Consider the following 16,271-nt stretch of genomic DNA (forward strand, 5'->3'; position numbering starts at 1 on the left):
TTGATAGTCACACTAGTAAAACTAGTGGTTTACCTGTCTTTAATTACATGTAACATTACCAGAGCCGGTCGAAGGTACACCAAAAAAATCACTAAAACAACCAGAAACACCACAACACACAACAATTAACCTTGACAGCTCTGTTCCAAAAACACCTTATTCTTATTTCACACCAGCTGCCGTAGGCCTTGCTGCATTGATTGCTGCTATCGTAGCACTCTATCAATTCGATTACTTGCCAGATAATATGACGGCACTTATACGCAGCTTACTACCAGCTTATTTTACGCAAACATAAGTTTACACGGTACATTTTTGCACAAAAAAAAGACCTTTAATATTAAAGGTCTTTTTTTAATTTTTGTATCATATCTTATTGCGTCAAATTCCGTAAAAATTCGTCATTATCTCCAAATTGAGCAAGTGCCATCGCCGTTGATATAAGAGAACCGGACGATATAAATTGAGCTTCGCAATCTTCTATGAAAACTCCATGAATTTTATTTGTTACTATCCCATGTAGTTTGCGAGCAAGAGAATAATTTGATACCAACTCATTACGAGTCATAAGAATACCCATAACTTTTTCATAATCCATTTTTTCAATAGCCTCATCCAAACGCAATTTATGATATATTGGAACATCTGAAGGAACTTGCGATATAAAACCTCCGCTATGCAATGCACCACAACGCGCATTATCACCTGCTGTATAATCGGGCAACACATATGAAAATTCTTGGTTGTTTCCACGTTGTGCAAGATCAAATGCTACTGCTTTTATTGCATTAAATGACACCAATGGAGCTTCATTTTGACTTACAGTAAACCCAACGATATTTGGTTGCGTCAGTGTTGCATATAATTTTTGAGCAAGAACATCTCTTTTTCTTAATTTTTCGCTATCTCGTGCCAAAAGTATACTCGCAACATCTTTATATTGTTTTTTATCAACGGATAAATGAAATGCTAATGTACGCCACTGATCTGGTGTACCAGCATAATCACTTGCATTCATCGCTCTTTTCTTTTGCTCTCTTGTAATAGGAGACCATCTCCTATTAATTTGGTTATCACCATGTCTCTGTGGCGTATCCATTCCAATAGCAAAAAATGTGGTTAAAACAAACGTTATCGGTACATATTTGTTCATCTTTATGCCTTGTCATTACATTTTTTTTAAGAAAGTGGTTTTCCCAATGTAGAATTTCTTTTAGCTTCTTTGTAAGCGCCCAAAAATTTTGCATTTTGACCTTCTCTAGCTGCTTTCACCATTTCTACTTCAATATAAGGAAATAGACGCCCTGCTTCTTCAGATAATTGTATAAAAAATCCTTCTGTTATCTCGCATTTGCGTATAGCATCTATTTGTCTTTTAATGCATACAAGTTCTTGTGCAAGTGGATGCTTAGTTCTCAAAGCAATGTCTCTCGTTATGAGTTCAACAGCATCTTTGTACATTCTTTTTTTTATCAATTCATTGAAAAGTATCGCGTTATAAACAGGCGTCTGGTTATTTGCATGAGCAAGCAATCGACGCGGTTGCTCTTTTCTTTTTTGGTCTTCCTCTTTTCTTTCAAAATCTCTCATCTCTATTAAAAACGTATACAGACGTGAATTATGTTCTTGTGCAACCTGATCATACTCTTTTTTATCCATTGCTACTGCACAAAAATTAATCAAAACAGACAGACTTGCTGTCCACAGTGCTTTATTCATTAATTTTTCCCTCGTTTATAGATATCAAGCCCTCATATGCCCTATTTCCATTGTAGCATTTATGCAATACTTGACAAGTAGAAAAATTCTAATATACTTAAAAATGTAGGTTTAATTGTGTTTTTTAACAATATGGAGAACAAAATCAATAACAAAAAAATACTTTTTTTACTGTTTTTTGTCTCTTTTAGTATTCCAGCCCATGGGATGGACCGTGCTAATAACGACCAACTATCAAAAACTAAAGCTAATCCTGCGATCTCTTTTGAATTCTTGAATAGTTTTGAAGATAATTTTCCTTATGAAATGGGTAAAATCTACCAAAACGAGGAACACTCCCGATTTGCCTCCGAGCAATTTGTTTGCAATCAAAAGCATATTATCAATGCTATGAATGATGCTGCACAACGAAAAGATACAAAAGTTCATCTTACTGTTGGAGCACATGGTGCAAATGATATGAGCCTTTACGAAGTAACAACCTTAAAGCGTAAAGCTAACGCTCATGGAAAAATGACCGTTGCTCTTAAAGGAAGTCCAATAAAAACAGATGCCCAAAAAGGATTCGTGCACATAGGGTCTAACAATGGAACAAATAGTACTTGGCAAATCAAACCCAAAAAAAAAATTCGTTTCAATTTAGAAACAGGCGTTAGCACTAATGATCCTGAATTAGCAGAACAAGCTTACCAGATGATTTTATCCCAATCACCAATTAAAAAGAAAAAAGAGGTTATAGAGTTAACACCAAAAAAACCGTCTTTATTTAGCTCAAAAAAAACAGATCTAAACAAATCTTTAGCCCAAAGATTGGATACTCTTGCTAAAGATACGAGCGATAATCGATCTGCACGTATCCAAACTATGAATATTAATGATGAAGAAGTAGTTGATGCTGCAATTAAGGCAAAAAAAAGTGGTGCTGACATAGAATTCATAGCAAACCATACTGCACTAACCAAATATGGCACACCTTTACTCCAAAAACTTGATCAAGCAGGTATTCCAGTACATATTTTTTGCCCTGATAAAGATTCGCAAGCGAGTGAGCATAGTAAAGCAGTAGATATAATCAAAGGAACAAAATATATGCATCTGGAGAATACAGGAAATGTAACAGACGAGTGTGCTCAACAAACAAACTATACCCTTCTTCTGCCTAATAATAAAGATATTACAATGCAATCAATACGTAACTTTGAAACAGTAAAAACAGTGTGCAAACCACTTGCTCCTGCGCTACAATTAAAAGAAAAAAGCAACAAAGAACAAGCTGAGAAAAAAGCTGCAAAAAGAAAAGCAGAACAAGAAGCACAATCAGCCCCAGATCAAAAAAAGAAAAAAACAAAATAAAGAATTTAAAAAAAATGAGTAATCCATGTCTTTATTTAAACTTCATACACCGTTCCAGCCAGCAGGCAGCCAGCCCGAAGCGATAAAAGAGCTTCTCAAAGGTCGTCCTGGTAAATCTACTCTTTTGGGTGTTACTGGATCGGGAAAAACCTACACAATTGCAAACGTTATTGCCCAGCAAAACAAACCTGTTTTGATTTTAGCACCAAACAAAACGTTGGCAGCTCAACTGTATGAAGAATTCTCTCAATTCTTCCCTGAAAATAAAGTCTGCTATTTTGTCAGCTACTACGATTATTATCAGCCAGAATCGTACATGCCTGCACAGGATATTTATATCCCCAAAGAAACCAAAGTGAATAGCGAAATTGAACGCTTACGCGTGGAATCCACTGCATCCTTAATTAATCGTAATGATACCATTGTCATTGCATCAGTTTCTTGTATTTATTCACTTGGTAATCCCAATGATTATCGTAATTTAGCATTATCGCTTTCCGTTGGTCAAAGAATGTCCCGCGCTGAACTATTACGCCAACTTATTTTTATTCAGTATACACGTAACGATGTTGAACCAGCTTCTGGTAGATTTTCCGTTATTGGCAACACGGTGGAAGTACATTTACCGTATCAAAAAGACAAATTGCGCATTGAACTATTTGGTGATGAGATTGAAGGCTTGCTGTGGGTAAGCAAACATAATAATACCGTCATGAAAGAACTTGATAACACGGTGATTTTCCCCGCACGTCATTTTGTCACAACACAAGATATGAAGGACGCAGCACTCAACAGCATTCAAACGGAACTTGATGAATGGTTGCCACAAGTTGAAAATCCTATTTACCGCGAACGAATTAAACAACGCGTATCACACGATCTTGAAATGATCCAACAAACTGGATACTGTTCTGGTATTGAAAATTACTCCGCACACTTTGATGGTCGTAAAAAAAATGGTCATCCATATTCACTATTCGACTTTTTCCCTGATGATTTTTTACTCGTCATTGATGAATCGCATATAGCAATGCCACAACTGCGTGGTATGTATGCTGGCGACCAGGCTCGTAAAAAGTCTCTTGTTGAGTTTGGATTTAGGCTACCCAGTGCAAAAGAAAATAGACCGCTCCAATTTGAAGAAATTGAAAAGTATTTTAACGATGTTATCTTTGTCTCTGCAACTCCCGGCGATTATGAATTAAAACACTCTGATCAATTTGTTGAACAAATTATTCGTCCAACAGGTTTGGTTGATCCAGAAATTGAAATTCATGGACGTTCTGGACAAATTAGTCACTTAATCGACTCTATCAACAAAACAACAGCAGCTGGCTACCGTTCATTGGTAATGGTAATGACCAAAAAACTTGCAGAAGAATTGGCGCGTTATCTAGAAGAACAACATATCAAGGTATGCTACTTACATAGTGATTTAAAAACACCACAACGGACCGAGCTGCTCCAAAAACTACGTCTTGGTACATTTGACTGCCTTGTTGGCGTTAACTTGCTGCGTGAGGGAATTGATCTTCCTGAAGTTGCCTTGGTTGCAATAATGGATGCCGATTTAGAAAGTTTCTTGCGTGACAAACGTTCACTTATCCAAATTATCGGCCGCGCTGCACGTAACACCGCTGCCAAGGTCATTCTTTTTGCCGATAAAATTACTGGATCCATGGCGAATGCAATTGATGAAACAAACCGCAGAAGAAAGTTGCAACAAGACTACAATAAAAAACATGGCATTACGCCACAAACAGTAAAACGTGATGTGCTGAAAAGCATTGTTAATATTCAAGAATTAATCGCACAGGCATCTAAGTCTAAGAAAGATAAGAAAAAAGAAGCGGCTAATATTGCCGAAGTTGGCAATATTGCACAACGTATTTTGCAGTTGGAACAGCAGATGCAACAAGCTGCTGAACGACTTGATTTTGAGACGGCTATTGCATTGCGGTCTGAATGGCAGCGCCTACAGGCTCTTATTAAATAGCGGTTGCCAAATAGAAAGAATCATTGTAAACTGTAACTATAGTAGGAAAAGTATATTTTCATTTTTTAATCAGTTGCAACATAATATTATTTAGGGGTTATGAGAGAAATTCTCACAACCCCTTTGTTATTGGCAAAAAATATAAATTATGTCACTATTAATTTAAATTTAAAGTTAGCAAAAAAATGAATTGTGAATGACAATGACAGAAATCGAACACAAACCAAGCATCATAAAAATAATCACTGCTTTTTACCCTGATGCTAAAATATATCTTTTTGGCTCCTACGCTCGCGGAACGGCAAAACGAAGTTCTGATATCGATGTTGCTATAGATGTAGGTAAAAGACTCAATCTACATGAACGACAATTTTTGTGGAATCTCCTTGATGCACTGCCAATACTACAAAAGATAGATCTTGTTGATATGCATGCAATTCCTGACGACATGCGTGAATCTATTTTGAAGAAAGGGGTACCATGGAAAGTTTAGACCGTAAATACGAAAACTTTAAAAAATGCTATGAAGCTTTGGGTAAATCTATAAACACACAGAACGAACTAGAAGCTATATCCCTTAGTAATCCATCAGTTCAGAATCTATTTGATACTGTCAATGCTGGAGTTATCAAACATTTTGAACTTGCATATGAAACTGGGTGGAAATTTTTGAAAGAATATTTGCTTATAATATATAATCGAGAAATTCTGTCTCCAAAAGCAGTCTTTCGTGCTTGTGAAGAACTGCAGCTATTTCCACAAAATATCCTTAATGAACTTATCACTCTCGCAGATGCACGCAATGAAACAACTCATATTTACAGCAAAATATTAGCTCAAGAAGTTTGCAACTCTATTACAAAGCATTATGAAGTTTTTGGAAAAATATTAGAAACAGTAAAAATGCCACTAGTTTAGCTAAACAAGGGACATATCATGAAAAAATATATTGTAATTACTCTATTAAGCCTGTGTACATCTATCTGTGCAATGGAGCAACAAAAACTACGATTCGATAATCAGAGCATTCTCAAAAAAAAATTAACTGCCGATGATCTAATACATAAAAATAACTATGCTCCATTAGCAGAGCGCTCGGGATTTCATATTATTCTTGGCGATAAAGAACACTCTCGTAATAAAGTTTACGGTTTAATTCGTTTTTGCGTGGAACTCTACAATCCAAACATGCCTACAAACAAAGTACTTGAACACCGAGATCGGATTGTGACAATACTTTCTGCAAATTCAAAGTTATAAAAAAAGTGAGAGTTTATGAAGAAACAGACCATTCAATTACTTTTTTGCAGTATGACCATTATATTTTTAGCCACATTAAGTTACTGCTCAAAAGGAACAAAACAGGACATAAAAATGATTACCAAAGCTTTTCACACACCAGATATTATTTCTCTTTTTGCGCTCACACCGCATGATATTACAACAAACACTCCGCGGTATATTGATGAAACAAAAAACATCATTGATGCAATTATCGCAATTCCTGATGACCAACGTACTTTTGAAAATACAGCTAAACCACTTGATGAAGTTTTTTCACTCTCCAACCTTGCCATTGCACATCGCGTCTACGAAGCTCTTGAACTGTTACATCCAGATAAAGCAATTCGCGATACAGCGCATGATGCATACATTGCAATACAAGCATTCTGGGTTGATTATGCCATGAGCAACAAAGCTCTTTACAACGCATTTATGGCATACGCTTACCAACAAATAGAAAATGAAGGTCTTTCCGCTCAACAACGTTATTTTGTTAACGACACTATTGATTCATTCAAACGAGAAGGCTTATCTCTGCCTGATGAAATATTGGCGCAAGTAAATGCACTCCGCAAAGAATTAGCACAGTTATCAGCAGATTTTGATCGTAACATCGCAGAAGATAATAGTTCCATCACCGCAACACGCGCTGAGCTGGAAGGCTTGGGTGATGACTTTATTGCAACATTACAACAAACAGAAGATGGTCTTTACAAACTTGGCGTAGATTACCCTACTTATTTTAGAGTAATGGATAATTGCTCGGTAGCAGCAACACGTAAAAAACATTATATTGCCTTCCAAAATCGAGCATATCCTCTAAATGAAGAATTACTCAAAACAATTATCATCAAACGTGATGAACTTGCGCGTTTACTCGGCTACACTGATTACGCATACTGCGATATTGATAGCCAAATGGCTCATACCCCAGAACGTGCTCTTGCATTCATTACTGATTTATCGCAAAAATCCTTATCAAAAATAGAAGCAGAAATTGCAATGTTCACAGAAAAACTTCCTACATCTGTTGAACTTACCAGTGATGGCAAAATTCAACCATGGGATATGTCATATCTGCAAAACAACTATAAAAAAACAAACTTCAATCTTGATGAACAAAAGATAGCTGAATACTTCCCAATGCAAAAAACAGTTGATGAACTACTTGATATTTACCGTCAATTTTTCAGCATTGAATTCCAAGAAGTGCCGGCAAGTGGATTGTGGCATGAAGATGTAACCGTTGTGCGTGTTTTAAACAAACAAGGCGATGAGTTGCTTGGCACACTCATGCTTGATCTGTACCCACGACCAAATAAATATAGTCATGCTGCACATACAACAATTATTCCATCAACATACAAACTTGATGGAACACGCGTTCCTGATGTTTCTATTGTTATTGCTAACTTTTCAAAGCCAACCGCAACACAACCATCATTACTCAAACGCTCTGAAGTAGAAACATTCTTCCACGAATTTGGGCATGCACTCCATGCAGTTTTAGGCGCAACAGAAATTGCATCACTTTCAGGAACTCACACAAAAACTGACTTTGTTGAATTACCATCGCAAATGTTAGAAGAATGGTTAACAGACAAAGATATTTTGAAAAAAGTGAGTGGTCATTATGTTACCGGACAACCATTGCCCGATGATCTAATTGATACCATTATCAAGCTCAAGAATTTATCCAGCGGTTATTTTGTAACACGCCAAGCTTATCTTTCTAGTATTGCACTTTCTTATTTTGGATCAGGAGACAACAAAGACCCTCATACAATTATGAAACAATTGTACACAAAACTACTTCCCCACATGGCATTTGTTGAAGAAAACCATTTTTACACTTCATTTGGCCATTTAACAGGGTATGGCGCTAAATATTACGGCTATTTATGGTCAAAAGTATTTGCGCTTGATATTTTTGCAACGATCAAAAAACATGGTTTATTGAACCCTGAAATTGGTCAAAAGTATGTAAAAGAAGTAATTGGTAAAGGTGGCGCACAAGACCCGAATGAACTGTTGTACAACTTCTTGGGTAGAGAACCTAATGCACATGCGTTCTTTGAAGAAATGGGATTAAAATAATCAAAAAATACCCATTAAATGGGCCTTTTGCAACCCTCTTGACAGTAGTGACTATTTCAGATAGAATTATATTAGAACCTGAAATAGTCTAAATTATAATTCATGGAGGTTACATGAATAAGAAGAATGTGCTTTTAATAGCATTAATTACAATTTTTGCATCTGCCATAGTTCCAAACACTATGTATGCTCAACAAACATCTCATGTAGAAAACAATAATAAGCCACAATGGTCAAATCTATGCAAATCCTATGCAACATCATTAGTTTTTGGTGGATTAACTGGTTCTATGACAAGTATTCTTGCAAGACATGCTGCGAATAAAGCATTTAAAATGTTTGCAAATCCAGATCCAAAACTAGATAATCCAGGGGCTTTTATAGTAACATTCATCTCAATTCTTTATGCAGAATATAAGTTACGAAATAGGCTCGTTGATGACGTAAACGAAAGCTTTAAAGATAATGCAATACAACATAAGAAAAATCTAACGGGTGATGCTGCATGGATCGCTTCATGGATTGTATTCTTAGTCTCATAATCGCTACTTACAAACTGTAGTTATATTTAGAACTTATCCGAAAATTAATTAAGTTCCTAAAATACCCATTAAATGGGCCTTTTGACAAGCTTGTTAATTTCAGTTAGAATTAATATGACTAAAGAAATAGACGATATGGCCATATAATTTATGGGGATTTAACTATGAACAAAAAAAATATCTTATTTACAGCTCTTGTGATGAGCGCAATAGCAAACACTACATATTCAAAAAATACTCACATATCAAACTTTGGTGAAGATGTTATTGATTTTAATGGCTCAAAAAAAAAGATAAAAGATCTTATCAATGATCCCGCATTTAAAAAGGTGCCTTTATTGCATTATTATTCTGACACTAGGCATTATAATTTTGAGGATCTGGGAACTATTGGATCTCCAAAAAGCCACTCTTTCAGTGATCCTACAGCTGCTCTAATTGGCATACAAAAAGAAGATAATGGAAAGATCTATTGGTGTGAAAATCAAAATTTTTTTGTTGTACGCACTGGTTCATTCAACGATTATAATCCATGCGAGGATTGTGTAGATTATATGGCAATGGTTGCTGCGATACATAAAAAACACGAAGCTATTGAACAAGAAATGCAAAAAGATTTGCAGTAATTTACAATAAAAAACATAAAAAAGGTCCTGTTTTTAAGCAGGACCTTTTTTTGTGTCTTTTTTTATTTATATTCTGGATCGAACAGTTCTGGTAATATTTCACACGTCGACGCTGATGGCTTTGGAATATTCAATACTTCTGCAAGTGTACTCGGTAATTGCAACGGTGTAACACGTTGACGTACATAACGGCGTTCAAATTTGCCTGGATAAAAAATAATGAGTGGTACATGAGTATCGTAATTATACGGGGTTTTATGCGCTGACCCTTCTTTCCAATGCGTAATCACGGTGTATGGATATGGCTGCACAACAAGAGAACCACTTCTTCCTCTGAATAACTGTTTTTTGATATGATCTTCGAGCGTATTAGCCTCAGTTGGCAGCTTTATCAGTTCATCATATGTCCATATATTTTTTATTCCACGCTCTTTCAATACACACAATTTTATATCATTCATGAGTGCAGTTTGTTTTTCGGAGCTCATTTTGTCCATCGCTACAGAATCAAGGACCAGTTCTTGTCCCTTATAACTCACCACAATATTGTTCAATGAATGTTTTTCTTTAATAACATCATTGATACCTTTAACAAATTCAACTCTATCTATTCGTTGTGCTTGTGTTAAACCTTCTTCATGAAGCAATTCTGGAATTGGCATCACACCGTGATCAGAAGTAAGCGCAAATAGCAGTTCATGTTTACCAATCACACGTAATGTTTTACGTATAAAACGTTGTAGCTGCCTATCTAGATGATAAATCATATCAATCGCTTCCATACTATTGGGACCGTACTGATGAGCAACTTTATCAAGCGGACTTAGACATACCCATAATAATAAACGGTCTCTGTGTTTTCTGCTGACATGATTTCTGATACATTCAAGCGAACAATCAAGAATATATTGGTTTGCTTGCGGTGTTTTTTCAAATAAATGATATGGGTTATTAGGATGAGATACATCTGGCACAGCAAGAGGAGTGTTGAGCATTGTTTCTTTTGAGCGGGTATACTCATAATTATTAATATTAAAAAATTGATATGCATACGGACTTTTTTGATACATACGCTGCCACGTGATTGAACCAAGTTCATTGAGATTATTATTGCTATTAAATAGTTGCACCCAATCTGGTAGCGTATCAAAATAAGCTTTACTTGAGGTAAAACGCCCTGAATGACAATCAATCCACAATGGCTTACCTAATTTACTTGCAGTGGCAATTGCTGAACGACTTTTTCCAGAAATACTATACACAGTAAATGCGCTGCGTGGTTCTGTCTGCAGAACACATTGATCGGACAACCCATCAACCATCAATCGATGCGCCGATTTACCATAATCATATACTCCCTTCGGCGCAAGTACTTGTGCATTACCAGAATTATCATCATCACATGCAACCTTTTTTCCATTTTCATACCATGTGTTACTTGGAAAACCATGTGCATCTGCGCATGTTCCGGTATTAATGCCAGCATGCCCAGTGGCAGTGCCTGGTTGTCCGGTTGGATAATTGGCATTGGTAAAATAAACACCATGATCAATGAGATATTTAAGACCATACTTAAAATGAGGATATAACTTATCAATATAATGATGCGCAAACTGATCAACAACCAAGACAACTGTCAATCGTGGCGGCCGAGTATTACGTGCGAGAATTGTTCTTTGCATTAAAAAAAGACCGAATAATAAAAGATATAAACAAATCAAATTATACTTTTTCATACCAACCCCCTAATATTCTAATAAGAAAAAACAATGATTGTTTTTTTTCATAAATTCAACTTAGCATATTTTTTATCCATAAAAAAAGATATTCATATTTTTGACGCCTGTTATAAATTATAAAGTTTGCCAGACACACAATGTCACAAATAGTAATCCCCATGCTCCACTTCTCTACGCCGGGGTCCTCGTGTATAATTAAATGGGACATGGGGCTAGACACATAAGGAGCATGGGCATGTTTTTGGATTCTGTCGGCATTATTTTAAAAAAAAATGAGCTTTCACCATACAAAATAATAATCCTGGATAAAATTCAGGGAAAAATTGAATGTGTTACCACAGCCACTTCTTTATCAACGGGAGCTCTTATTACGTACAACATGCGCCAAAAAGGTTCCATGCACTTCATCAGCGATAGCACACTCGTATATATTCCTCTTTCTCTAGCGCAAACTGATATGCTTTTTTTTCACCACGTACTTGAATTAATTTACTATTTTACCCACGTAGGCAATTGCTCAAAAGAAGTATTTGATCTTCTTGCATTTTTATATTCAACTGAACATAGAGACATGACAACACAATCTAAAAAATTTTTTTTATTAAAATTACTGACAAGTATGGGCAGCGTACCAGAAATTAATGAAGTACGCACAAAACTGATTACACAACTCAATACGATTGATATAAAGCAGCTCTCCCACATGACAATCAACACTCTAGATGAAAAAGAGTTGGATAGATGGCTATGGTGTTGCGTTTGGCAGCATCCATATGTTAATGAATTTAAGACAGTTCATTTTTTAGCACATAACAGGGCAATATGAAAATAATACAAAAAACCTTTACCCCATGCTCCAATGCTTTTCACATGGGGACCCCAGTAAAGAATTTAGTAAAAAGATTTTTGTGGAATGCAAAATCGGGTTATATATATCTTCTACTTATTTCGATAAATACCTCTCTTTATTGCGGAGATTTCTTAAAGCAATTTGTCAAAACTGACACCAATCAAAAATTTTTTGTTGGAGTAGTTGAGGAAAAACAGAAGTTATTAGACGAGTTCACCAAAGAACAACTCGAACTTACCAGTTCTAATAAAGCCTTTGCTGAAAAGATTTCCCGACAAATAGACGAGGTTAAAACATTACTTGCCAATGTAGAAAGCGAGCTTCAAAAGAATCCCGAAGATGATTTTTTAATTAAACAACAGCTCATACTCAAAGAATCAGAGCAAGTCTTAAAAGATACTCAACGCACACAAGATGACACTCATTCACTTGTCACAGATATTATCGCACAGTTACAATCTTTTATTGAAGACCAGCAATTTGAATCATTCAGAAAAAAGAATAAATTGAGCGAACGCCCATACTATTCTTTTGATGATCTTCAATCTCTCAATGAACGTCTTTTGGCCTCCGAACAACAAGTTATGCAGCTCATTGACCAAGAAAAAAGCATCCGTGTTGAAAAAGACAGTAGAAAACGGATCACAATAGCTTTACAAGAGGAATACGAAAAACGACAACAAGATATTAAATCTTTTGCCGACGCCATTGCAATGAACAGCGCCCTTGGTGGAGATTCTGAACATGAAAAAGAAATCATTAAACTAGAAGACCATCTTTATAAATATAAAAAACAACTTGCTGATATGCGACTTAAAGAAATTACCTATCAGATGAAATCGATAGAATTTCAATTATTTTTAGCCAGAGCTCATCTTGATCTCTTTAAAAAACAGTTACGTGTCGTTAAATCAGCTATTCATGTGAGTGAAGCAGACGTAACGCTCGCGGAAGAAGAGTTGGCAAAAGAACAAAAAATTTATTTTTCCCATAAAGATTCATTGCGTCATGATCGTGAAAAAATTGTTCTTGCTCAAAAAAATAAAGACCGAGAGCTTAATGAGCTCAGTAAACAACTTTCTATTCCCTTGGGCAGTGAAATTGATGAATGGACAAAAAAACCAAAGCAAACATCCGATTCTTACGTTGGATTTGTACATATCGGCGCATTAAATTCAGAAGCTTTTTTATATGCTAAAGAAAAAGATTTACTCGATGCGCATATAACCCTTGAAGAAGAAAAATTTAATTATAAAAAAATAAGAACCGAAGCGAAAAAAACCTATCATAAAATTTCAACACGAGGCTTTTTAACAGAAGAAGAAATTGCGAAAGAACGTACTGAATACGAAATAAAAAAGAAAATCGACGAAGATACTATCAAAGCAGTCCAAGCAAAAATAAACGCTGTTGCCAATGCCCTGAATCAAGTAAAAAAAATCCTTGATAGATTAAACACATTTCGCGAAGAAGCAGAAAAACAAACTGATATTATCTTTAAAAATAAATCCAAAGAATATAATCAATTCACTACATACTTATTGCGCGCTGATAGGGCACTCAAAAAACAAATTGATATTCTAGGAAAATTGACGGGTACATACTCAGGAATAATCTCCGAAATCAATAGTACGGTCATATTAACAGATTTCATTAGCAATGAACTGCAAGCGAGTACCATATGGTACCGTCCAGCCTACGCAATCACGCTTGAGGGAGTCAAAAATATCATTTCTGATACCAAAGCATTCTTTAATGATATTCGTATCTACCTGGCAAAATTTAATAGCAAAATATTTATCATTCATGTGTGGGAAGGTTTTTCTCATCCTCTTGATGTGCTTCTTTTGTTACTCACCTTTTTTGGTCTCATTTGCGCACTCCTTTTCTTAAGAAAATATCAAGCGAAAATCATCACTATATTACTTATACAACACGGTGATTACGGCATTCTGGTAAGTATGGGAAAATTTATTCTTGGTACGTTAGTAACATTTATCTGTGCATTTAGTCACGGTATTTTTGTCTGGCTGACGATATGGCTACTCTGTATCATGATCCCTGATACGTATCTTTCGATACTCTTTTATCTTTGTTCAATTCCGTATCTTTTGTACCTTTCTCATCGGTTTATGAGGCTACTCATGTACATGAATAGTCAATACAAGCATGTTTTACTTTCTGAAGATTTTCAGCGTCGATTTGAACTTGTATTTTCAACATTAATTTATCTCACCATTATCATTTTCTTCTTCCGCCAAGCATTTATGCTTTCTCCTATTTATTTACGATCAGAGCTCTCCAACATTTTGCTTGCAGTGAACTTTATTATTTTACAAATTTCACTGATTCTCCTGATCACTAAAGAACAAATTATGGGTATTATTCCCGATTATTCTGATTTTTGGCGATGGGTGCAAGCACATGTTGATCATTATTATTATCTGATTTTATTTTTTGTAGTCGCCATTATCATCATGAGCAACCCGTATGTTGGATTTGGGCGATTGGTCCTCTATCTGCTTTCGGGCTCCATTTACATGATCATCCTCATCAAAATATTGTCGTTACTCCATGATTTTGTAAAAACAGCAACATCGATGTTATTTTTTACCCAAGAAGATGCAATCATTCGCGAACGATTTTCATACGCAAAAACCTGCTTTGGTTTGGTTATTATTGCATCGTTTGTAATACTAGGATTTATTGGATTTATTGGTACTGCAAAAATTTGGGGACTTGGTGTTGCCATTACCGATTTTAGAGAATGGTTACAGGTGCCTCTGCTGCTTGAAGGAACCACACACCCTATTACAACAATGTCTTTACTCAAAATTATTGCATTTATTTTGGGCGGCTTTGCTGTTGCTTATTCACTCAAACAATATGTACTCGCACGTGTCTTTGATTTATTACTAGTCGAATCTGGCGTACAACACACTGTTACCAGTATTATACAGTACATTGTTATTATTATTGCAACGTTCTTTGCATTTAACAGTGTTGGTCTTGGCTCACTCATTGGTAAGATGTTTATCGCGTTAGCATTTGGTATTAGTTTGTACCTCAAAGACCCAATTAGTGATTTTATTTCTTATTTTATTATTTTGGTACAACGACCAATTAAAATTGGTGATTATGTCCAAATTGATGCTGAAACATTGGGTGTTGTACGTAAAATTACCCCACGATCTGTTGTGTTGCGCAGAAAAAATAGCACAACTATTATTGTTCCAAACTCATACGTAGTGAGTAAACCAATTGAAAACTGGAACTATGTCCGTAATTTTATCGCAGTCAATGATATTACGCTCTTTGTGTATTACAAAGAAGACGCTTCTACAGTGAAAGCCATTCTACAAGCAGCAGTTGAAGAACATGCTAATGTACTTAAAAATCCGCGTTCCATTATTCGTTTGTCCAATTTTAGCGAATTTGGGTATGAATTTATGGTGCGCTGCTTTATTAGTTCTGCATACACTCTTGAAATGTGGGATATTGGCAGTGATATTCGTCTGCTCATTGCAAAAGCATTTAAAGAACATGGTATTGAATTTGCAATTCCTATGTACAAAGTTGATGAGTATGGTGCACATTACCATGAAACAAAAATTAATAACAACGATAAGAATAGACCGGGATCACCACATGATGGACCGTTTGGGAAAAATATAAAAGAATAACAACACAATGAAATTCTAGCTCGTTGTTATTTACCACATACCACTCAAAAACTGTCCACATCTTTGCAACCAACCTAACCGACACAGGGTAATGAATGAACTAAACCCATAGCACATCATTGATCTCATAGATGGCACATTCCAATACATTCTTTGAACTATTTTTTTGTCAGGGTCTTCTAACTGAACAGAAGTGCTACGACCATCACGATCAATAATCGTCTGAATTACTCGTATGCAGCAAGCAGGATCATGATCTTCTGCATACGCACCTTTTTCGTAGACACAGAGATAAAAAATATCAGACTTTCTAGCAATTTCAGCGAGATGTTCTTGAGAAATTGGCATATATTGCCAATTTTCTTCCTCAGGTATTTTTCCT

At 35.7% G+C, this 16,271-nt stretch carries 14 protein-coding genes; 10 read left to right on the top strand and 4 right to left on the bottom strand.

What is annotated here, in order from left to right:
- Window positions 1–373: 373 nt before the first annotated feature.
- Together VJJ26_02745 and VJJ26_02750 are read right to left on the bottom strand one after the other, a co-directional pair.
- Window positions 374–1,153, bottom strand: a complete 780-nt coding sequence (locus VJJ26_02745) for a hypothetical protein (GenBank protein HLC07082.1) — start codon at window positions 1,151–1,153, stop codon at window positions 374–376.
- Between the two features lie 26 nt (window positions 1,154–1,179).
- Entirely contained in the window at window positions 1,180–1,719 is a 540-nt protein-coding gene (locus VJJ26_02750; protein HLC07083.1) for a hypothetical protein, read from the bottom strand.
- A 117-nt stretch (window positions 1,720–1,836) separates the two neighbouring features.
- Here VJJ26_02750 and VJJ26_02755 point away from each other — a divergent pair, with 117 nt between their 5' ends.
- The 8 genes from VJJ26_02755 (at window position 1,837) to VJJ26_02790 (ending at window position 9,617) form a co-directional block, all read left to right on the top strand.
- Window positions 1,837–3,072, top strand: a complete 1,236-nt coding sequence (locus VJJ26_02755; GenBank protein HLC07084.1) for a hypothetical protein — start codon at window positions 1,837–1,839, stop codon at window positions 3,070–3,072.
- Between the two features lie 25 nt (window positions 3,073–3,097).
- A complete protein-coding gene (gene uvrB / locus VJJ26_02760) occupies window positions 3,098–5,068 on the top strand; it encodes an excinuclease ABC subunit UvrB (protein HLC07085.1) in 1,971 nt (656 codons plus the stop codon).
- A gap of 196 nt (window positions 5,069–5,264) precedes the next feature.
- Window positions 5,265–5,561, top strand: a complete 297-nt coding sequence (locus tag VJJ26_02765; GenBank protein HLC07086.1) for a nucleotidyltransferase domain-containing protein — start codon at window positions 5,265–5,267, stop codon at window positions 5,559–5,561.
- On the top strand, window positions 5,549–5,986 hold the full coding sequence (locus VJJ26_02770) for a nucleotidyltransferase substrate binding protein (GenBank protein ID HLC07087.1): 438 nt from the start codon (window positions 5,549–5,551) through the stop codon (window positions 5,984–5,986). Before VJJ26_02765 ends, VJJ26_02770 begins: the two co-directional genes overlap by 13 nt.
- Window positions 5,987–6,004: 18 nt before the next feature.
- Window positions 6,005–6,328: a hypothetical protein gene (locus VJJ26_02775; GenBank protein HLC07088.1), complete on the top strand. Its 324-nt coding sequence runs from the start codon at window positions 6,005–6,007 to the stop codon at window positions 6,326–6,328.
- Window positions 6,329–6,343: 15 nt separating this feature from the next.
- Complete coding sequence (locus tag VJJ26_02780) at window positions 6,344–8,449, top strand: M3 family metallopeptidase (protein ID HLC07089.1); 2,106 nt, start codon at window positions 6,344–6,346, stop codon at window positions 8,447–8,449.
- Between the two features lie 113 nt (window positions 8,450–8,562).
- Complete coding sequence (locus VJJ26_02785) at window positions 8,563–8,991, top strand: hypothetical protein (protein HLC07090.1); 429 nt, start codon at window positions 8,563–8,565, stop codon at window positions 8,989–8,991.
- A 164-nt stretch (window positions 8,992–9,155) separates the two neighbouring features.
- Window positions 9,156–9,617, top strand: coding sequence for a hypothetical protein (locus tag VJJ26_02790; protein ID HLC07091.1), 462 nt, complete (start codon window positions 9,156–9,158; stop codon window positions 9,615–9,617).
- 62 nt (window positions 9,618–9,679) lie between these two features.
- Here VJJ26_02790 and VJJ26_02795 read toward each other — a convergent pair whose 3' ends face one another.
- The gene (locus tag VJJ26_02795; protein HLC07092.1) at window positions 9,680–11,353 is read right to left on the bottom strand and encodes an alkaline phosphatase family protein; all 1,674 of its coding nucleotides are present in this window, start codon (window positions 11,351–11,353) and stop codon (window positions 9,680–9,682) included.
- A gap of 238 nt (window positions 11,354–11,591) precedes the next feature.
- Here VJJ26_02795 and VJJ26_02800 point away from each other — a divergent pair, with 238 nt between their 5' ends.
- On the top strand, window positions 11,592–12,182 hold the full coding sequence (locus tag VJJ26_02800) for a hypothetical protein (protein HLC07093.1): 591 nt from the start codon (window positions 11,592–11,594) through the stop codon (window positions 12,180–12,182).
- Window positions 12,179–15,889, top strand: a complete 3,711-nt coding sequence (locus VJJ26_02805) for a mechanosensitive ion channel domain-containing protein (protein HLC07094.1) — start codon at window positions 12,179–12,181, stop codon at window positions 15,887–15,889. Before VJJ26_02800 ends, VJJ26_02805 begins: the two co-directional genes overlap by 4 nt.
- A 30-nt stretch (window positions 15,890–15,919) precedes the next feature.
- Here VJJ26_02805 and VJJ26_02810 read toward each other — a convergent pair.
- A partial coding sequence (locus tag VJJ26_02810; GenBank protein ID HLC07095.1) for a hypothetical protein occupies window positions 15,920–16,271 on the bottom strand: 352 nt, incomplete at its 5' end.

Source organism: Candidatus Babeliales bacterium, assembly GCA_035288105.1.
Taxonomy (GTDB): Bacteria; Babelota; Babeliae; order Babelales; family Vermiphilaceae; genus SOIL31.